The 20524-nt window shown below is 57.6% G+C and carries 19 protein-coding genes; 14 read left to right on the top strand and 5 right to left on the bottom strand.

All coding sequences use genetic code 11. The annotated features are described in order from the left end of the window. Positions 1–5 precede the first annotated feature (5 nt). From GOX73_RS02955 to GOX73_RS02940, 4 genes are all read left to right on the top strand, one after another. The gene (locus GOX73_RS02955; protein WP_171134779.1) at positions 6–605 is read left to right on the top strand and encodes an NTP transferase domain-containing protein; all 600 of its coding nucleotides are present in this window, start codon (positions 6–8) and stop codon (positions 603–605) included. 751 nt (positions 606–1356) lie between these two features. Then, on the top strand, positions 1357–2793 hold the full coding sequence (locus GOX73_RS02950) for a Do family serine endopeptidase (RefSeq protein WP_171123029.1): 1437 nt from the start codon (positions 1357–1359) through the stop codon (positions 2791–2793). A gap of 183 nt (positions 2794–2976) precedes the next feature. Then, positions 2977–3657, top strand: coding sequence for a response regulator transcription factor (locus GOX73_RS02945; protein ID WP_171121197.1), 681 nt, complete (start codon positions 2977–2979; stop codon positions 3655–3657). A gap of 49 nt (positions 3658–3706) precedes the next feature. After that, entirely contained in the window at positions 3707–5017 is a 1311-nt protein-coding gene (locus GOX73_RS02940; RefSeq protein ID WP_254429109.1) for a HAMP domain-containing sensor histidine kinase, read from the top strand. On the opposite strand, the gene GOX73_RS02935 is transcribed toward GOX73_RS02940, so the two are convergent. The 3 genes from GOX73_RS02935 to GOX73_RS02925 are packed head-to-tail and all read right to left on the bottom strand — an operon-like array spanning position 4998 to position 7738. Continuing rightward, positions 4998–5465 carry a CYTH domain-containing protein gene (locus tag GOX73_RS02935; RefSeq protein WP_171123025.1) on the bottom strand — a complete coding sequence of 156 codons (468 nt, stop codon included), beginning with the start codon at positions 5463–5465 and terminating at the stop codon, positions 4998–5000. The genes GOX73_RS02940 and GOX73_RS02935 overlap by 20 nt on opposite strands. After that, entirely contained in the window at positions 5462–6217 is a 756-nt protein-coding gene (locus tag GOX73_RS02930) for a ParA family protein (protein ID WP_171123023.1), read from the bottom strand. Before GOX73_RS02930 ends, GOX73_RS02935 begins: the two co-directional genes overlap by 4 nt. A gap of 3 nt (positions 6218–6220) precedes the next feature. Next, positions 6221–7738, bottom strand: a complete 1518-nt coding sequence (locus tag GOX73_RS02925; protein WP_171134778.1) for a CHAD domain-containing protein — start codon at positions 7736–7738, stop codon at positions 6221–6223. Between the two features lie 322 nt (positions 7739–8060). On the opposite strand from GOX73_RS02925, the gene GOX73_RS02920 reads away from it, so the two are divergent. Continuing rightward, positions 8061–8408 carry a TfoX/Sxy family protein gene (locus GOX73_RS02920; RefSeq protein WP_171123019.1) on the top strand — a complete coding sequence of 116 codons (348 nt, stop codon included), beginning with the start codon at positions 8061–8063 and terminating at the stop codon, positions 8406–8408. 54 nt (positions 8409–8462) lie between these two features. Here the strand turns inward: GOX73_RS02920 and ndk are convergent, their stop codons facing one another. After that, positions 8463–8885, bottom strand: coding sequence for a nucleoside-diphosphate kinase (gene ndk, locus GOX73_RS02915; RefSeq protein WP_170352964.1), 423 nt, complete (start codon positions 8883–8885; stop codon positions 8463–8465). 99 nt (positions 8886–8984) lie between these two features. After that, positions 8985–10187, bottom strand: coding sequence for a multidrug effflux MFS transporter (locus GOX73_RS02910; protein WP_171134777.1), 1203 nt, complete (start codon positions 10185–10187; stop codon positions 8985–8987). Between the two features lie 109 nt (positions 10188–10296). On the opposite strand from GOX73_RS02910, the gene GOX73_RS02905 reads away from it, so the two are divergent. The 9 genes from GOX73_RS02905 to GOX73_RS02865 all read left to right on the top strand — a co-directional run bounded on the left by GOX73_RS02905 (position 10297) and on the right by GOX73_RS02865 (position 20524). After that, positions 10297–12150 carry an ABC-F family ATP-binding cassette domain-containing protein gene (locus GOX73_RS02905; RefSeq protein WP_171123015.1) on the top strand — a complete coding sequence of 618 codons (1854 nt, stop codon included), beginning with the start codon at positions 10297–10299 and terminating at the stop codon, positions 12148–12150. Then, on the top strand, positions 12147–12767 hold the full coding sequence (locus tag GOX73_RS02900; protein WP_171121189.1) for a MarC family protein: 621 nt from the start codon (positions 12147–12149) through the stop codon (positions 12765–12767). The genes GOX73_RS02905 and GOX73_RS02900 overlap by 4 nt, the downstream gene beginning before the upstream one ends. 41 nt (positions 12768–12808) lie before the next feature. Next, positions 12809–13390 (top strand): TIGR02281 family clan AA aspartic protease, encoded by a 582-nt coding sequence (locus GOX73_RS02895; RefSeq protein ID WP_171123014.1) that lies wholly within the window; start codon positions 12809–12811, stop codon positions 13388–13390. A 48-nt stretch (positions 13391–13438) separates the two neighbouring features. Further along, positions 13439–14059, top strand: coding sequence for an ImuA family protein (locus tag GOX73_RS02890; protein WP_171123012.1), 621 nt, complete (start codon positions 13439–13441; stop codon positions 14057–14059). Positions 14060–14123: 64 nt separating this feature from the next. Beyond that, entirely contained in the window at positions 14124–15338 is a 1215-nt protein-coding gene (locus GOX73_RS02885; protein ID WP_171123010.1) for an MFS transporter, read from the top strand. After that, positions 15335–15931: a YceI family protein gene (locus GOX73_RS02880; RefSeq protein WP_171123008.1), complete on the top strand. Its 597-nt coding sequence runs from the start codon at positions 15335–15337 to the stop codon at positions 15929–15931. Before GOX73_RS02885 ends, GOX73_RS02880 begins: the two co-directional genes overlap by 4 nt. A 70-nt stretch (positions 15932–16001) precedes the next feature. After that, positions 16002–17237, top strand: a complete 1236-nt coding sequence (locus GOX73_RS02875; RefSeq protein ID WP_171123006.1) for an MFS transporter — start codon at positions 16002–16004, stop codon at positions 17235–17237. Between the two features lie 105 nt (positions 17238–17342). Beyond that, on the top strand, positions 17343–19061 hold the full coding sequence (metG, locus tag GOX73_RS02870) for a methionine--tRNA ligase (RefSeq protein ID WP_171123004.1): 1719 nt from the start codon (positions 17343–17345) through the stop codon (positions 19059–19061). Between the two features lie 284 nt (positions 19062–19345). Continuing rightward, positions 19346–20524, top strand: a complete 1179-nt coding sequence (locus tag GOX73_RS02865) for an efflux RND transporter periplasmic adaptor subunit (RefSeq protein ID WP_171123002.1) — start codon at positions 19346–19348, stop codon at positions 20522–20524.

Below are 20524 nucleotides of genomic sequence, written 5' to 3'. Positions count from 1 at the left end.
GCCACATGATTCCGTTACCCATTATCCTTTTGGCCGCCGGACAGTCACGTCGTATGGGTGGCAAGGACAAGCTATTGCAAGCTGTTGACGGTATGCCTTTGTTGCGTCGCTCACTCGAAACGGCGCTGCAGGCCGGGCCGACCATCGTCGCCCTTCCTCCAAAGCCGCACCCGCGTTACGACGTGATCAAAGGTCTGGACGCGCAGATGGTAGAAATTCCAGATGCTGTCGAAGGAATGAATGCCAGCCTGCGCGGAGCGATGCGGCACGTCCCACCTGAAGCCACCGCCGTCATGGTTTTGTTGGCAGACTTACCCGATATCACGCCCGGTGACCTGAAAGCAGTGATCGACACGGTTCAACACCATCCGGACCACCTGGTTTGGCGCGGCGCGACGGCTAACGGAAAACCCGGCCATCCGGTTGTTTTCCACCGATCACTATTTGATGACCTTGCAAGACTGACGGGCGATGAAGGCGCACAGGCCGTTGTCCGGGCACATGCTGACCGCGTGTGCCTTGTTCCCCTACCGGATCAAAACGCGTTGTTGGACTTGGACACCCCGGAAGACTGGGATGCGTGGCACCAAAAAAGAAACGTCTGAAAAGAACACGGCCCGGTCTTTTCAGACCGGGCCGGTGCCCAAAACAGGACTACCACTTTTCATCAATCCTGAAAGCGCGGCCATTTGTGCCATGTAGCACGCTGGCTATTCCGCCGCTGAACCTAAACAAGACCCCCTCGTTAACATGCCGCTCAGCGCTTCCAGTGACTGTGACGGCCGTTGGCACCCCCTAGTGCCTTCGGCTCCCCTCGCTTGGGCCTGATCATCGTCACCCATCGCGCCGGATCAGACAACGGGAAACTGGAAAGAACGGTAAATTTTCGACGTATCAGAATGGTTTTTGCGCAACATCCTGCCGAAGAAAAAACAATCATTGAGGGAACCGGAATTTGTGCTAATGGCGCTAAAATCGCCATTATGAGCGCTCTTATTCAACTAAAGACCAGTCACTTTTAGGCTTGTTGAAGCCAGTAAAGACTAAACCCCATACCTGGTCACAACCAATACACGAGCGATTACCAAAGGATCTGTGGATCCGTTCCTTTGTTAACCAAACTGTTTCAATTCAGCCCTTTTCAGGCATTGCCCGCATGTGCGTCAACAATTCAGTGATTCGAGCCGTTGATTCGCCTGGGCGCACGAGGTCTTACTGCCCAACCCGCGCATAAGACGGGCCCAATGTGGCGAAATTAAGATTTCTTAATCTTTCAAACAGGAAACACAAAGACTGTTACGTCATCTGCTGATGTAACGCGCGGCCGCAACCGCGTGATACAAACAGGAGACCAATATGAGCATCCGTAAATCCTCTCTTCTTACGCCACGCACGTCCAATTGGGTGGGCGTCACCGCACTGAGCGCCGCTCTGCTTGCGACGACTGCCTTGCCCTCGAAAGCGGACGAAGCACTGGCCGATCTGGTTGAGAGCGTGTCACCATCCGTCGTGACAATTATCGCTGAACAGGACGCCACCGCGGTTCCGGCTAGAGGACAGGACTTTGATTTGGAAGGCCACCCGTTCGGTGAATTTTTCAAGCGGTTTGGTACGCCAGAAGGGTTCAACGCCCCGCAACGCGGCCCGGCACAAGGTCTGGGATCAGGTTTTGTTCTGGATGAGGCAGGATATATCATCACCAATCACCACGTTGTCGACAACGCGTCCAACGTCACCGTTCGCCTGAGCGACGATCGCACCTTTGACGCCGAGGTTGTCGGGACCGACCCGCTGACGGACATCGCAGTTCTGAAGATCGACGCGGGTGAGTCCCTTCAGGCCGTTGAGTTGGGCGACAGCGACGTGATCCGCGTGGGCGAAGACGTTGTGGCAATCGGCAATCCCTTCGGCCTGAGCTCGACCGTGACAACGGGCATCGTTTCGGCCAAGGGTCGTAACATTTCTCAAGGACCATATGCCGAGTTCATCCAGACCGATGCGGCAATTAACAAGGGCAACTCAGGTGGACCGCTGTTCAACATGGAAGGCGAAGTTGTCGGCGTGAACTCGGCGATTTATTCGCCCAGCGGCGGGTCTGTTGGCCTGGGCTTTGCGGTAACCTCGAACATCGTGGAACATATCGCAGCCGACCTGCGTGATGACGGTCAGGTCAGCCGTGGCTGGTTGGGTGTTTCGATCCAGAATGTCAGCCCTGAAATTGCCGCAGCGATGGGAATTGATGCCTCAAAAGGTGCTCTGGTTTCCGAAGTGGTCGATGGAAGCCCGGCCCAGGGAATCCTGGAACAGGGCGACGTCATTCTGACCTTCAACGATGAAACCGTCGACTCCAGCAGCGACCTACCCTTGTTGGTCGGCACGACGAAGGTGGGGACTGACAGCACTTTGACAGTTCTGCGCGATGGTAAGGAACAACAGCTTGAGCTGACCATCGGCCAGCATCAAAGCGCCTCGGCAGACATCGACAAATCCGTTGATGAAACCATCTCGGGGACCGCATTGGGAGTAACCGTCGCACCGCTGACCGATACGACCCGTGCCGAGATGGGAGTGGGTGAAAATGTCAACGGCGTCGTCGTGACCGATCTTACGCCCGAAAGCCCGGCGGCCAAGGCTGGCCTGCAACGCGGCGACGTGATCGTGAAACTTGGCGGGCAGGAAACCGTTTCGCCGGATGCGCTGAAGGCCGCGCTGGACAGCGAAAAGACCGATCCTGCGCTGGTTTTGATCAATCGTGGCGGCAACCAGATCTTCGTCGCGGTGGAAATCGCCTGATCAGACACCCGCGCGCGCCACGTGATGGGGAATATCTGGCGTGCGCCTCCCCGGCGGATTGAATTGTCCGCTATCCGCCGGGACTGCCGGGTGCGCAACGACGCACCCGGCACGTTCTTTCCCTAAAACCAGTTCTTTACCCGAAATTTTGTGTTTAAATACCGGTAGAAAGGAGTTCGGACCATGAGCCGTCGCCTGCTGATCGTTGAAGACGATGAAGACACCCGCGAGTTCATCGCCAAAGGGTTTGGCGAAGAGGGCTATGTGGTCGAACAGGCCGCTGATGGCCGTGAAGGTCTGTATCATGCCACCGACGGCGGGTTTGACGCCATTGTGCTGGACCGGATGCTGCCGGGGCTGGACGGGTTGTCGCTGATCCGATCCCTTCGGGCTGCGGGTCTGAAGACCCCCGTCCTGATGCTCACCGCGATGAGCGCAGTTGATGAGCGGGTTAAGGGGCTGCGCTCGGGCGCGGATGACTACCTTGTAAAACCGTTCTCTTTCCAAGAGCTACACGCGCGGATCGAAGCGTTGTTGCGGCGCCCTCAGGAGGCCGAAGAAAACGCGACCTTGACCTGCCGCGACCTTGAGATGGACCTGCTGACCCGCAAGGTCACGCGCGACGGGCACGAGGTTTCGCTGACCCCGCGAGAGTTCCAGATCCTTGAGTATTTTCTGCGCAGAAAGAACCGTGTGGTGTCGCGCACGATGCTGCTTGAGGGTGTCTGGGATTACCACTTCGATCCGAATACGAACGTGGTTGACGTCCATATCTCAAAACTGCGGCGTCAGTTGGATGAAGGTGGCGGACCGCCTTTGATTGAAACCGTCCGGGGTGCCGGCTACATGATCTCTGATGGATAACCTTCAACTTTCCTTCAATAATTCCCGAACGAGATTGGTTTTCGCCAGCATGGTCCTCAGCACCTTGCTGACAGCGACGGTGCTGGCTTTGGTCTATGTCACGGCCAACCGCAGTATCGAAGGTGAAACACGATCAGTTGTATCCGCTGAACTGACCGGGTTGGCCGATGAATACGAAAGGCGCGGCCTTATCGGTCTGTTGACGGCCATCGAACGCCGCTTGCCCTCAGCGTCCGAGAGGGATGCGCTGTACCTGTTAACCGATCGCTTTGGCGCGAAGCTTGCAGGCAATCTCAAACAATGGCCTGCGGACGTCACCGCCGGCAGCGGATGGGTCGATCTTGAGCTTCGGCGCGCCGACAATGATGAACTGGTCCCCATTTCCGCCGCCTCGATCCGCTTACCGGGTGGCGAACGTCTGCTGGTCGGACGGGACGCTCTGGCGCGGCAGCAGTTTGACAGGGTTCTGTTACGCTCGGTTGGCATAGCACTGGCGATTGCCCTTGCGCTCAGTGTCTTAACAGGGTGGTTGTTTACACGACTGGTGTTCTCTCGCCTGTCAGACATAGCCAGCACCGCCGAGAATATCGTGTCCGGAGACTTGTCCCGGCGTATGCCCCTACGCGGGACAGGTGATGAGTTTGATCAGGTGGCCCGCACGCTCAACACCATGCTGGACAAAAACGAGGAACTGATCAGCAATCTGCGCACGACCTCAAACTCGATCGCGCACGACCTCAGATCCCCTCTGTCGCGCCTGCGCCAGAGAATTGAAACCCTGTCCGACCCAAGCAAAACTGATCTGGACCGCGAGATTGATGTGGCACGGGCCACAGCGGAAATTGATCATGTTCTCAGAGTGCTGGGCCAGCTTACTGACATCTCGCGTGCCGAGGCCGGTGTGGGACGCGAGCAATTTGAAACTGTCGACCTACAACAACTGGTTGGCGATGTTGTTGAACTTTATGAACCCGTGGCCTCGGATCAAGGAGTTCAGATCACCGTCAATGGAACGGCAAACCTAATTCAGGGTCACCGACCTTTGCTGTCGCAGGCCCTGTCAAACCTGCTGGAAAATGCAATGCGCTATGCACCTGAAGATACATCCATCGACATAACAATTTCCGAGGATGGCCCGTTCACGTGCATGAGTGTCCGCGATCACGGCCCCGGCGTTCCAGACGAAGACCTGCCCCGCCTTCAAGTGCCGTTCGTCACGCTGGATCCCGCACGTACCGAACGAAACGCGGGGCTTGGGCTGGCACTGGTTGCCGCGATCTCGCACATGCATGGCGGTGCTTTCATGGCCTCAAACAGCAACCCCGGCCTGCAAGCGACCATCAAGCTGGGACGCCATTAGTCGCCATTGTCTTATTCTTGTACCGGTTGTCCGACGTCACGTCCGCGCCGAACCAATCCGGGGGCGTAAAGGCCACCGCCTCGGCCTCGGTCGAAAACTCGACCTCGACAAGTTGCAGCGGGGCTAGGTCCCCTTGAAACACATCCAGTTCAAACACACGCCCATCCGAGAGCACGCCGGTATACCGCTCTTTCTCGACCCGGCGTCCTGCGGTTTCAGGCCAAAAGGTTTCGAACTGCTCGGCTGAAATTTCCGCCTCACGCTCGACCCGAACCATCGCGCCACCGCCCTTGAGGGTCAGGTAGTAGCGATCGTTCTTCTGCCGAAGGCGCAATTCGGCCGAATCGTTAGGAGATGTCAGATAGCCCTGCCGCACGATGGCCTTATCCGCACGGCTTAAATCCGGCAGGTCAGCCACAAGGAATTTGCGTTCGATTTCGGTACTCATTTGTCTGAAACCACTCCGTTTTCCAACTCATCATAAAGCGCGCGATACGCGGCACTGGCCGCGCTGCGTCCCGCATAGACGCTGACGGGCGCCCTATTCTGCCCCATCCGCTCGACATCCGCGGCAAACGGGACCGACGCCTGCAAGAACCGTTTTCGATACAGTTTTCGCATCACCATCATCGTTTCCACATGCAACGTCTTTCGGCGTTGGACCATCGAAAAGAAGGCGCGTAATTTTTTCTTTGGCAGCCCCTTCTGATCAAAGAAATTCACCAGTTGGTCGAAGGTCCGTTCGGACAGTGTCGTCGGTATGACGGGTACAACAATCTGGTCTGCGGCTTTGAAAATGTTCTCGGACAAGGTCGAAAAATTCGGCGGGCAGTCCAAAACGATCACGTCATAGTCACTGCCTGCCGCAACCAGAGCTTTCTTCAACCGCGATCTCTTGTTGCGCATCCGAGACAGAAACACATCAAAGTCGCGAAAGGTCATATTCGCCGGCAGAACGTCCAGCCCTTCGAAATCGCTGGCACGGATAGATTTGGTAAAGCGCTCTACATCCTCGAAAAAACGGGCATCCGTCAGTTTCTTCGAAGGTTTGACACGCAGATAAAATCCTGACGCCCCTTGCGGATCGAGATCACACAGAAGAACAGTTTTCCCTGCCTTCGCATAGGCATAGGCCAGATTGACCGCAGTCGCAGTTTTTCCAACGCCGCCCTTGTTGCTGTAACAGGCTATTATCTTCAATCCCTAGTCCTCCTTGTGGTGAAACAGACTGCGAAACAGGTGTCGGATGTTCGGGCTGTCGAAATGCTGAAAATTGGCAATGACGCGCGCTCGCTCTGATTTCTGCCGCCGATACAGCATGGCAACCAACCCGCCGACAGACATAGCAAGTTGAGCGTTTGCACGATTTTGAGAGTTACTTTGCAGTGCAACAAATTCCAAAAGCGCCTCTTGCTGGACCGAGCAGTCATTGAACAATCCAAGGTTATCTTGCAGCTTTTTCAACGGCTTGATGATTGTTTTGAAATCCCCTGCGTCGAACAAAGGCCCAAAGAACTCCATCAGATATCGCAGCTTCTTGCAGTCGATCCGTAAATCATGAACCAATTCGTCTGGGGTTTCGGGGGTGATCTGCCGCGCCAGTTTGCAAACCTTTCGGTAGCGTTTCCAAATCAGGGCGCAGGCATACCCATAGGCTCCTCGACTTGCGTTGGGTCCGGGCTCAAGGTTTCCAACATCTGAAAAGAGTGCGGTCAGATCATTCAACTGACGATCATATTCAGCAGATTTGAACCGTCGCGAAAGAGTGCCAAGGGCTTGCAAACGCTCTTTTTCAAACTGCGCGAACATGGCCTCGGTGCCTAAGTAAAGGTCGGAGGGTAATAATTTGAAATATCTATCTTTATCCAGCAAATACACATCAAGATCACGAACCCGTCCCGTCGGGGCCATCAACTCTGAGAACGCGTGTTTCAGCTCGATTGTCTGCTCAGTTGAAAACACACCTTTAAACAGGCTCAACACCGACCTGACACGACGCAGGGACACTCGGTAATCATGCAGATACTCGGTGTCGATATCTGCAATTACGCCTGCCTCATTTTGGCGTGCTACGGCTAAGAAAGTTCGAATGATGTCCGTTGCCACCTCGATGGACGGCTCTTCCTTGCTCAATGTGATATCCGGTTTTGCGCGGTACGGAACCGCGTCTGGAAAGAGCGTCCCGAACAAAGCGTCTGCTCCGTTTGTCTTCGCTGCCAGTCCTTTCAACCTTGTGCAAACGGCGCTGAATGCACTGTCGTATCCTTTCAGCCGCTGAACGAACACGATACTTATTTTACCAACCTCAGAGTCCAAGGCATACACGCATCCACGGACCTGAGTTTTTTGTAGGCCATCCAGAACCGAAAACTCGTGAACTCGGAGCGTTCCTGTTCCAATGCTGGTCAACGCGCGTAATTTGGGAAAGCCCTGCAAAGCCGACTTTACGGCTCCGTCTGGAAGATCTTGAACAAACGCGCCGTTCCCCCGGGCGTTCTGCGCCAATACCTCACCACTGAATTGAAAAAGCAATAGCGACCCGGACGTTTCAACCAAGGCGTCTCCGGACATCCTGATTGACTGATCAAAGCAGTCCAATATCTGAAATTTCTGAGCGGCCTTTGCGGGCTCAACCCGCAAGCAAAGTTTCTTTAGCGGCTTCGCAAGCAAAGAAGGTTCAAACCCGCCATGAATAACGAACAAAGCGTCCGCCCTTGTCATAGCGTGCGTTCCTTCCGTGGCGCTGCAAGGTGCTCGCTCACAAGGACTTCCACGAAGTTCTGCGCGCTTTCACCTTCTTCAATCGCGCGAAGCTTGAGTGGGTTCCCATCCAGCGGCAAAGATTTTTTCTTTTTACCTTGGCTTCGTTCTTTGCGGATTCCTTGTTCTTGGACATCGGCACCTCGCTTGACAGGATGTTGTCATGCAATCGCATACGTCTGTCAAAAGCAAGCCTGCCAAACCTCACCTGATCTGGCTGACCTTACATGCGCGGTCGGAACAAGTGGATGACAGCAGCAACTGGCCTCGCTAAGACGCATGTATGACTGACCCGGTTTCATCCATCCGCAACCTTGGCCCCGCGTTTGAACAGGCCTGCGCGCGTGTGGGCATACACTCGGCTCAGGACCTGCGCGAGATGGGCGCAGATGCTGCGTATACCAAGTTGCTACAGTCCGGATCACGCCCGCATTTCATCGGCTATTACGTGCTGGTTATGGGGCTGCAGGGTCGCCCTTGGAACGATTGCAAGGGTGATGAGAAAAAGGCGCTGCGCAAACGGTTTGACGCAATCAAAGCAAGTGTCGGAACAGCGCCTGAGGCGCAAATGATTTCCGACCTTGATGCGATCGGCGTGCGGGTGTCACCGGACGATTTGAAACCCGCATAGAAAAAGCCGCCCTCAAGTTTTGAGGACGGCTTTTCAACTTGTTCCGGCGACGATTTAGCCGACCAGTTCAATGCCCGAGAAGAAGTAAGCAATCTCAACCGCTGCAGTTTCGGGTGCGTCCGAACCGTGGACCGAGTTTTCGCCAACCGATTCAGCGAACTCGGCGCGGATGGTGCCAGCGGCCGCGTCTGCGGGGTTGGTTGCGCCCATGACTTCGCGGTTCTTTGCAATGGCGCCTTCGCCTTCCAGAACCTGAACAACGACCGGAGCCGATGACATGAATTCACACAGTTCGTCATAGAACGGACGCTCGGCGTGGACTTCGTAGAACTTGCCGGCTTGTTCCTTGGTCATGTGAATGCGCTTTTGCGCGACGATGCGCAGGCCCGCGTCTTCGAACTTGGCGTTGATCTTGCCAGTCAGGTTGCGGCGGGTTGCATCGGGTTTGATGATCGAGAATGTGCGTTCCAGTGCCATGTCGGCCTCTCCTTCGTGTTTGGCGCGCTGCGCCGAAATCCATCGCGCGCCGCCTAGCACGGTATTTGACCCAAGAAAAGCGTTATGATGGCCTAACCGTCAGATCGCGTCGGGCAACGGCTCTACCCGGTCGACCCAGCGCACGTACAAAATGGCCAACAGCCCTGCAAAACTGCACGCGCTCATTATGCCCAGCACCAGGTAAGGACCGTTTTCGGGGCTGACCAGCGCCCCGGTCATTGATGTCAGCACCGCCCCGAGAGCGACTATCATCGCGCCAGATAAACCCGCCGCGCTGCCCGCCAGTTTCGGCCGAACCGACATTACTCCGGCCGATGCATTTGCGTTGGTCAAACCGTTCCCAAAGCCAACACAAATCGCCGATCCGAAGAAGACCCAGACAGACCCCAAGTCTGCCAAGAATAACAGCAGTCCGCAGAATGGACCGGTCGATGCCACGACTCGCCCGATCAGGATCATCGTCGTTAGGCGTGTTCGGGCCGCGATCCGCCCGGTGATGAAATTCCCCACCATGAATCCGCCCGTGATAATACCAATGCCCAGCCCCAACGACGCCGGGCTAAGGTCGAACCAAGCGGCGGCCACAAGGGGCGCTCCCGTGATAAAGGTAAAGAACCCACCGATCGAAAATGCCGCGCACAAAGCGTATCCCCAGAATCGGCGGGCCCGAAACAGATGCGGGTATTCGCGCAGTTGGGCCGCAAACGTTGCTGATGGGGTGCTGTTCGTCTCGCCCATATCCAGCCAAAGCAGCGCAAACATCCCTGCCCCCAGCATGGTGTACAATGTGAATCCGGCCTTCCAACCGAACAGCATATCCAAGGCCCCACCCAGCATCGGACCCAGCATTGGCGCCAAGGCCATCGCCATGGCGACGTATCCCAGTTTGCTGGCAGCTTCATTCGGTGCGTATCTGTCACGGATCGACGCGCTTGATAAAACCGGGCCAGCAACCACGGCCGCCTGCAGCAATCGAAAACCCAGAAAGACCCAGATCGACTCGGCCAAAACGCACCCCAGCGAGGCGATTGCGAATATCCCCAACCCGATCAACATTATAGGTCGGCGCCCGAACCGGTCCGACAAGGGGCCCACGATAAGTTGCAATATCGCTGAAACCGCCAGGTAACCGGCGACCGAGAAGTTAACCAGTGCGTAGTCGACCTGAAAATCCTCGGCCATGCGTGCCAGTGACGGCAGGAACATGTTTAGCGACAGCACCGACAGTGCCGTCGCAAAGATCAAGGTGACCAAGGAAGGGGGCGTCTGGGCCGCTCGCATGGGTCAAGAAACCGTCTGAAATCCAATCGGACCAGCGCTATCACATCGTGTCCGGGAAGAACATGCCAAGCCGCTGGCGGCGGCAACACGGCTCTGCTAAGAGCGGCTCATGTTACGGATCGAAGACATCAACTATGCCGTCGAAGGCCGCCCCCTGTTCGATGGGGCCAGTGCGACAATTCCCGACGGACACAAGGTGGGCCTTGTGGGGCGCAATGGCACCGGCAAGACCACCCTTTTCCGCCTGATCCGAGGGGAACTTGCGCTGGAATCGGGCAATATCGTACTGCCGAAACGCGCGCGGATCGGTGGCGTGGCGCAAGAGGTGCCCTCGTCCGATGTCTCACTGATCAACACGGTACTAGCCGCCGATACCGAACGCAGCGCCTTGATGGCCGAGGCCGACAGTGCCACAGACCCCTCGCGCATTGCCGAGATTCAGACCCGTCTGGCCGATATCGACGCATGGTCGGCCGAGGCGCGCGCGGCCTCCATCCTCAAAGGTCTGGGGTTTGATGATGAGGATCAACTGAAACCCTGCTCGGATTTCTCGGGCGGCTGGCGGATGCGCGTCGCTCTGGCGGCGGTGTTGTTTTCTCAACCCGATCTGTTGCTGCTGGACGAACCGACCAACTATCTGGACCTTGAAGGTGCGCTGTGGCTGGAAAGCTATCTGGCCAAATACCCGCATACGGTCATCATCATCAGCCACGACCGCGGACTGTTGAACCGCGCGGTGGGCTCGATCCTGCATCTGGAAGACCGCAAGCTGACCTATTACGCGGTGCCTTACGATAAATTCGCCGAACGCCGCGCGGAACGTATTGCGCAGGCGGAATCGGAAAACGCCAAGGCCAAGGCCCGCATCGCCCATCTTCAAAGTTTCGTGGACCGGTTCCGCGCCAAGGCCACCAAGGCCGTGCAAGCCCAGTCGCGCCTGAAAATGATCGAACGCATCCAACTGGTCTCGACCCCGCAAGAGGCCGCCCTGCGCGCGTTCTCTTTCCCCGAGCCAGAAGAACTGTCGCCCCCGATCATCCATCTTGAAGGCGGGATCACAGGCTATGGCGACACAGAGGTGCTGCGCCGTTTGAACCTGCGCATTGATCAGGATGACCGCATCGCCCTGCTGGGCAAGAACGGTCAGGGTAAATCGACCCTGTCCAAGCTGCTGTCCGATCGCCTGCCCCTGATGGCGGGCAAGATGACCCGCAGTTCCAAGCTGCGCATCGGCTATTTCGCGCAGCATCAGGTGGATGAACTGTATGTGGACGAAACCCCTCTGGACCATCTGCGCCGTTTGCGCCCGGATGAGGCACCGGGCAAATGGCGATCCCGTCTGGCCGGTTTTGGGCTTAACGCCGATCAGGCAGAAACGCAGGTCGGTCGTCTGTCAGGCGGTCAGAAAGCCCGCCTGTCGCTGCTGATCGCGACGATCGACGCGCCGCATATGCTGATCCTTGATGAACCGACCAACCACTTGGATATCGAAAGTCGCGAGGCGCTGGTCGAGGCGCTGACCGCCTATTCCGGCGCGGTGGTTCTGGTCAGTCATGACATGCATCTTCTGTCACTGGTGGCGGATCGGCTGTGGCTGGTTTCGGAAGGGACGGTCAAGCCGTTCGAGGGTGATCTGGAGGCATATCGTGCCATGCTGCTGGCCCGTGACAAACCGGTGAAGGAAAAGCCAGCAATCGCCAAGCCCAAACGCCCGTCACGTGACACCATGCTGGCCCTGCGTGCCGATCTGCGCAAATGCGAGGACCGGATTGAAAAGCTGACAGACATGCATGAAAAGCTGTCCGCGAAACTGGCGGACCCGGCGCTGTATGAAGATGACCGGATCAGCGATCTGGAATCGTGGAACCGCAAATTCGCTGAGGTGGTCGAAGCCATGCAAAAAGCCGAAGCGTTGTGGGTCGCAGCTGCCGAACGCCTGGAACAAGCAGAGGGAGCGGCATGATTGATCTGGCCTTTTTCGTAACCGCATTCACCACTCTATTCGTGGTCATCGACCCGTTCGGCACCACACCCATCTTCGTGGCGCTGACGCAGGACATGGACGCCGCAACCCGTCGCAAAACTGCGATCCGCAGTTGCCTGACCGCCGTCTGCATCCTGATTGCCTTCGCCGCCTTTGGCGAGGCCGTGCTGGGCTTTGTCGGCATCTCAATGCCCGCCTTCCGCGTGGCGGGTGGAGCGCTGCTGTTCCTGACCGCGCTCGATATGCTGTTTGACCGCCGCACCAAACGGCGCGAGGACCGGGCCGAAGAGGAAGAACACCCCGACCCGTCGGTCTTTCCACTGGCCATTCCCCTGATCGCTGGGCCGGGGTCGATTGCAACGATCATTCTGCTGGCCGGTCAACACCCCGGCGTTCTGGGAATTGTCGAGGCTTGTGTGGTCATGTTGGCCGTTATGGCCGTTGTTTTCGCCTTTTTTCTGTCTGGGGGCGTTATCGCGCGCATTCTGGGCAAGACCGGCCTGAACGTCCTGACACGCCTGCTGGGAATGCTGCTGGCCGCCCTGTCCGTACAGTTCATTCTGGACGGCCTCAAAGCCTTTGGATTTGCGTCCTGACTCCCCATATATCACCCAAGCTCATGGTTTAAGGTGAAAGTATGGATGGCGACAGCATAGCTCGCATTGCGTATCTGGGACTGCTTGGCGCGGCTGTCGTGGCTTGGTTTATTTCGCAGAACAGGCAGACGCTGAACAAGACGCTGCAACAGGCGATGGCCTGGGTGTTCATTTTTATCGGCGTGATTGCCGTTGTGGGTCTGTGGGAAGACATTCGCACGGCCGTCGGCCCTGCCCCGCAGATGACTGTGACGGGCGAAACGATCGAAGTCCCCCGCGCCCATGATGGGCACTATTATTTGCCCGTTGTGGTGAACGGAGAGCCGATTACCTTCCTTGTCGACACCGGTGCCAGTCAGATTGTGCTGAGCGCACAGGACGCCTCCCGCGTTGGTATTGATCCCGATCAGTTGAACTATTTCGGCCGCGCGGCCACTGCGAACGGTGAGGTCCGGACAGCACCCGTTCGGCTTGAAACCTTTACAGTTGGTCCGATCACCGACCAGAATGTCTCGGCCTGGATCAATGAGGGTGAGCTGCACAAGTCCCTTCTGGGGATGGACTACCTGCACAGGTTCTCGAACATTCAGTTTGCCGACGGTCGAATGATTTTGTCCCGCTGAGGGCATTTCCAAATTGAGAACAAAGTGAGAACATGCTAGATTGAAAGCATGTCTACTCATCTTCTTGGCCGCAAACCCGCGCGTGAAGCGCCGGGTGTAAATCTTGATCCGCAAATCACCCTGCAACTGGGTCGCGTGCACGAAGCCTGCGGTCCCGCCCGGCGCAGCTTTGCCATGTGGCTGGCGGGTCAGGCGCAGGGACCGGTGCTGTGGATTTCCCCCGCGTGGGAGCCCGGTCAACTAAACCCCGACGGGATGATGCCCTTTGCGGATCCGGCCCGGTTTATCTTTGTCCATCCCACCCGTGCTGAAGACGTTCTATGGTGCCTTGAAGAGGCGCTGCGCAGCGGGGCCATTCCGCTGGTGATCGGTGACCTGCCCGGTGCCCCCGGCCTGACACCCGTGCGCCGGATGCATCTGGCCGCCGAACAGGGCGGCGCGATGGGGCGGGCTCCGCTGGGGTTGCTGCTGACCCCCGGCGATGGCGGTGCGCAGGGCGTCGAAACGCGCTGGCATATGGCAGCCGATCATGCGGGGGAAGTCCGCCGCTGGACCCTGACCCGCAGCCGTGCCCGCGCCCTGCCCCCGGTCAGTTGGCACGCCACTCAGACCAAACCGCGCGCGGGGCTGAACCTGCGCCAGATGAAAACCGAAGACGCCCGCGTGTGACACTGGCGGAAGATCACGCAAGATGTGACTAGCCAAAACCAAACCTGCGCCCTAGCGTGCCGGGATGAGCCACGCGATCCACGACAGCCGCTATTCCTGGCTTCGCCTCTTGATCACGCTCGCCATTGCGACGGTGGCGAATGTAGGCATGTGGGCCGTGATCGTGGTGATGCCGGCAATCGAGGCGCAGTTCGACGCTGGCCGGGCCGAGGCATCGTTCCCGTATGTCCTGTCCATGATCGGCTTTGCGCTGGGCAACATGTGGCTGGGCCAACTGGTGGATCGGTTGGGTGTGACCAAGGCGCTGATCGGGGCCGCGGCACTGAGCGCAATCAGCTACCTGCTTGCAACTTGGGCACCGAACATGGCGCTACTGTCTGCGGCTCATCTGTTGCTGGGTCTGGGAACCTCGATCGGATTTGGTCCGCTGATCGCCGATGTCTCGCACTGGTTCATGAAGCGGCGCGGCATCGCCGTGGCGCTGGTGGCCAGCGGGAACTATCTATCTGGCGCAATCTGGCCGACCCTGCTGTCTGGCATTCTGGCGCGCGAGGGATGGCAGCAGGTCTATCTGACATTGGCGATTATCACACTGGTCGTCGTGATCCCCCTGTCCCTGCTACTGCGCCGTCAGGTTCCGGTCGAAGCCCATCAAACCGCAGCCGCAAACGCGCAGATCAACGCGCGTAGTGTCGGCATATCCCCACGAACACTACAGTACATTCTGGGTCTAGCCGGGATCGGCTGTTGCGTGGCAATGTCGATGCCACAGGTTCATATCGTTTCGTACTGCGTGGGGCTGGGTTATGGCCCTGCTGTCGGGGCCGAGATGCTGTCGCTGATGCTTCTTGGCGGTGTGGTCAGCCGGGTTATCTCGGGGATGGTCGCGGACAAGCTGGGCGGTCTGTACACATTGCTGATCGGCTCGGTCCTGCAATGCATCGCCCTGTTCCTGTTCCTTCCGTATGACGGGATGGTTTCCCTGTATGTCATCAGCCTTATGTTCGGGCTGGCGCAAGGTGGGATCGTACCCAGCTATGCTTTGGTCGTGCGCGAATACATGCCTCCGCAAGAGGCCGGAGCGCGGGTCGGCTTTGTCATGATGATGACAATCATGGGCATGGCCCTAGGCGGGTGGATGTCCGGGTGGATTTACGACTTTACCGGAAACTACCAACTGGCATTTATCAACGGCATTCTCTGGAATGGTCTGAACATCGTCATTCTTTTGACCCTGCTCAACCGATCACGCCCGCGCAGGCAAGAGGTACCCGCATGACCATACTGTCACGGCGTACCTTACTGGCCGGGCTTGTCACCCTACCGATGGTCCGCCCTGCACTGGCCGCGCTACAGCCTTACGAACTGCTGCAGGACGGAACATCAGTTGACTTTACCTTTGCGCTATCGGGCATCACCCAATCCGGCACGATGCCGATCCAAAGCGCCGATATTCAGATCGACCTTCGCGACCTGCCAAACAGCCGCGTTGCAGTCGTCCTGAGCGTTGCCGAAGCACGCACCAAAGTCCCGTTTGCACGCAAACCGATGCTAAGCGAAAGCGTTCTGGACGCCAGCGCCTTCCCGACCATCCAATTCGAGTCGACCAGCATTCTGTTAGGCGAAGGTGGGCGTATCTCTCACGGGGCGATGGTGGTCGGCGATCTGACATTGCGCGGTGTCACCCGCCCGATCGCGCTGCAGGCGAACCTGTTTCGGGAACGCGGCAGCGACACCGACAATCTTGACGATCTCTCAATCAACTTGACCGGAGCACTGAACAGGCACGACTTCGGCGCATCCGGCTACGCTGATCTGGTGCAGGATACAGTCGGGCTGGACATTCAGGCCCGCATCAAACGCATCGGATAGGTGAAAAACGACGTGACAAAGTCGATAAGCTGCGCGCGTCCCGCTCAGGATGCGCCAATCTGAGGCCATTATGCGCACCATCATTTCTTTTGCCGCCCTGTTCCTCTCGGTCATACTGTTGCAGCTATCAACAGGTGGCGTCGGCCCGCTGGATGCCATCTCGGGCCTGACGCTTGAGTTCACGACCGAGCAGATCGGTCTTTTGGGCTCGGCGCATTTCATCGGGTTCTTTATCGGTTGCTGGTGGGCGCCGCGCCTGATGGGAAGCGTGGGTCACTCGCGCGCTTTTGCGGTCTGTACTGCCTTGGGTGCAATGGGTCTGTTGGGGCATACGTTGACGGAAAATCCATATGTTTGGGCGGTGCTTCGTATCGCATCGGGCACCTGCGTCGCCGGGTGTTATACCGTGATCGAGGCTTGGCTGAACGCCAAAGTGACCAACGAAACACGCGGACGCGCGATGGGCACGTACCGGATCGCGGATATGGGCGCGTCCTTATGTGCGCAGTTGATCATCGCCGTTTTGCCGCCTGCCTCTTATGTCTCGTACAACCTGTTGGCGATATTGTGTTGCGCCTCCCTGTTGCCTTTGACCCTGACCCGGGCAAGCCAGCCGAAAACCCCTGACGCGCCGCGATTGCGACCCAAGCTTGCCTGGCGCAGCTCCCCCTTGGCGGTGGCGGGTGTGATCGTGGCTGCGTTAAGCTCGGCATCGTTTCGGATGGTCGGGCCGGTTTACGGGCAAGAAGTTGGCTTGGACGTAGATCAGATCGCTTTCTTCCTAGCGTCCTTTGTCTTGGGCGGGGCGCTGGCGCAGTACCCTCTGGGCTGGCTGGCGGACAAATATGACCGCCGCTGGGTGTTGATCTGGCTGTCGGTCGCAGCTGTACTAAGCTGTGGCGTGACCATGGCAGCCAGCGGAGCCGGGACGTTGGGCGTGATGCTGGCCGCAGGATTGTTTGGCCTGACAACCTTTCCCATCTTTTCGGTCTCGTCCGCCCACGCCAACGACTTTGCCACAACGGAACAGCGGGTCGAACTCTCTGCTGCGTTGATGTTCTGGTACGCGCTCGGGGCGATCGCCTCACCATTCATCTCATCAACCCTGATTCAGCAATTCGGACCGGGTGCGCTGTTTGCATTTGTGGCGGTTGGTCATGTCGGGCTGATCGTCTTTGGTCTGGCCCGGATGCAATCGCGCCCAACACCAGAAGAGCGCACGAATTATGTCTATGCACCGCGCACCTCTTTCACAATCGGGCGGCTACTGAAGAAGTCACGGGAAGAGCATAAGTCCGGCCCCTGAACTCTGGATTTTCACGTCCAAACTGGCAGGTAAGCAAAAGCTGGGGTTTTGCTGGCCGGTCACATCATGTAGACGGGCGCGCAGACAGTTACGTGGAAGCACAAAATGGCTCGGATTCTCATCACCTCGGCGATCCCTTACATCAACGGGATCAAGCACCTCGGCAACCTGATCGGCTCACAATTGCCCGCCGATCTGTACGCACGCTATCAGCGTGGCCGCGGGAATGAGGTCATGTTCCTGTGTGCCACCGATGAGCACGGTACTCCGGCGGAACTGGCCGCCGCCAAGGCGTGCAAGCCAGTAGGAGAGTATTGTGCCGAGATGCACGGCGTGCAGGCCGATATCGCCGACCGGTTTGGCCTAAGCTTCGATCACTTTGGCCGGTCCTCCAGCGACCAGAACAAGCACCTGACGCAGCATTTCGCGGGCAAGCTGGACGATGCGGGCCTGATCCGCGAGGTCAGCGAGAAACAGGTCTATTCCAACGCTGATGGTCGTTTCTTGCCCGACCGCTATATCGAGGGCACCTGCCCCAACTGCGGGTACGACCGTGCCCGTGGGGATCAGTGCGAGAACTGTACCAAACAGTTGGATCCCACTGACCTGATTGAGCCACGCAGCGCGATCAGTGGCTCGACCGACCTTGAGGTGCGCGAGACCAAGCACCTGTATCTGCGTCAATCCGCGATGAAGGATCAACTAGATGAGTGGATCGACAGCAAAACCGACTGGCCGATCCTGACCACATCCATTGCCAAGAAATGGCTGCATGACGGCGACGGGTTGCAGGATCGAGGCATCACCCGCGATCTGGACTGGGGTGTTCCGGTCAAAAAAGGTGATCAGGACTGGCCGGGGATGGAAGGCAAGGTCTTCTATGTCTGGTTCGATGCGCCGATCGAATATATCGCCTGCGCCAAGGAATGGGCCGATGCCAGCGGCAAACCGGATTCCGAATGGGAACGCTGGTGGCGCACCGACAAAGGCGCAGATGATGTTCGTTATGTGCAGTTCATGGGCAAGGACAACGTGCCCTTCCATACGCTCAGTTTCCCTGCCACCATTCTGGGTTCGGGCGAGCCGTGGAAGATGGTCGATCACCTGAAATCCTTCAACTACCTCAACTACGACGGCGGCCAGTTCTCGACCTCTCAGGGCCGTGGCGTGTTCATGGATCAGGCGCTGGACATCCTGCCTGCCGATTTCTGGCGCTGGTGGCTGCTAAGCCATGCGCCCGAAAGCAGCGATAGTGAGTTCACGTGGGAGAATTTCCAGCAATCGGTGAACAAGGATTTGGCCGACGTGTTGGGCAACTTTGTCAGCCGGATCACCAAGTTCTGCCGTTCGAAATTCGGTGAAGCGGTTCCCGAAGGCGGCGCATTTGGCGAGCGTGAACAAGAACTTATCGCGGAACTTACCCGGCGCGTCCGCGCCTATGAAGGGTTCATGGAGGCGATGGAAGTTCGCAAATCGGCACAGGAGCTGCGCGCGATCTGGGTGGCGGGCAACGAATATCTGCAATCTGCAGCCCCTTGGTCGACCTTCAAGGAAGACCCCGAACAAGCCGCTGCGCAGGTCCGCTTGGGTCTGAACCTGATCCGCCTTTACGCGGTCCTGAGCGCGCCGTTCATCCCCGAAACCTCGGCCAAGATGCTGAGCGCGATGAACACGCTGGACACAAGCTGGCCTGAGGACGTGGCCGAGGCGCTGAACGCATTACCAGCGGGGCATGAATTTTCTGTTCCCGACGTTCTGTTCGCCAAAATCACCGACGAACAGCGCGAAGATTGGCAAACCCGTTTTGCCGGTACACGCGACTAAAGCCACGCGACAGCATTGAACACGAAGGGGGCAATTTGCCCCCTTTTTGTTGTCAGGTTCGTGCTCAGACTCGTCCTTTAACCTGCCCGGCGCGCGACCTTTCGCGCAAGCGCGCTCGTAACCCCGTACGCTACCGCAAGAAATTCCGCCAGCGATCCGGCGGAAACGCGTCAACATGCTTGAGAAAAAGAAACAAAACCGCCATCCTGCCTAAAAGTTCACTCGACTCGGATCGCGGCCGGCAATCCGGGTTGCGTACAGTTTAATTTAATGAGGCAATTGCCATGTCCCTTGCATCGACGTTGTTGAAACTTGGCCAAAGCAAAGCGGAACCCAGTTTTCTGAGGCACGCCGTGGCTTTGACCGTAATCGGACTGGCACATCCTGCCATTGCTCAGGATCAGGGCGACGCAGCGCCGCCCAAAGTGTCCATCGCCGCGGCCTACACGCAGGAAATCACCGAGGAAGCCGCGTTCATCGGACGGGCCGAGGCGCTAAATAAAGCCGATATCGTTGCACGCGTTAGCGGGTTTCTCGAATCTCAGAACGTGGAAGATGGGGCTCTGGTGAAACAGGGCGATCTGTTGTTCACCATTGAACCCGATCTGTATCAGGCGACACTAGACGCCCGTAACGCCGATCTCGACCGGGCCGAAGCCAATCTGGAGCTTGCCAAGGTCGAGCTGACAAGAAAGCAAGAGCTGTATGAGCGGGATGCCACGCCGGAATCGGAACGCGACATTGCGCGGGCCAATGAGTTGGTTGCCGAAGCTGAGGTCAAAGCCTCGAAAGCTGCTATTCAACAGGCCCAACTGGACCTGAGCTATACTGAAATCCACGCACCCTTTGACGGTCGAATTGGCCGCGTCGGAATAAGCGTCGGGGATGTGGTTGGTCCGACCAATCCGCCCTTGGTCAATATCGTCAGCGAAGCGCCGATTTACGTGAATTTTTCTGTAAATGAAAAGCAATTTACTTCGGTTTTGGAAACTGTTGGCGAAAATCCTGCGTCCCTTGCAGAAAGCGACAAAAGTCCGAATGTTCACATCGACCTTCCAAATGGAACGAAACTGGATGAGACTGGCAAGATCGTGTTCGTCGACAACCGGATCGACCCATTGACCGGCGCGATTTCGATGCGGGCCGAGTTTGCGAATGCCAAACGGCTGATCGTCGATGGGGCATTTTTGAACGTCCGGATCGAAGCCCTGCAACCCACGCTCGAAGTGCTGATCCCGCAAGCTGCGCTGCAACGTGATCAACGGGGTGAGTTCGTTCTGGTCGTCAACGATCAGCAAATGGTCGAACAGCGCTATATCACGACTGGCAACAACGAAGGCACCGCCGTGATCGTCAAGGACGGGTTGCGTGAAGGAGAAAGCGTCATCGTCGAGGGCCTGCAACGGGTCCGCCCCGGCGTCGCGGTCGACGCTGTCGTGGCGTCTGAGCAGCCGGGAGAATAA

It is taken from the genome of Ruegeria sp. HKCCD7221 (assembly GCF_013031225.1).
Lineage (GTDB): Bacteria > Pseudomonadota > Alphaproteobacteria > Rhodobacterales > Rhodobacteraceae > Ruegeria.
Note: the sequence above shows the minus strand (reverse complement) of the source record. Positions and strands in the feature narration are given on the sequence as shown.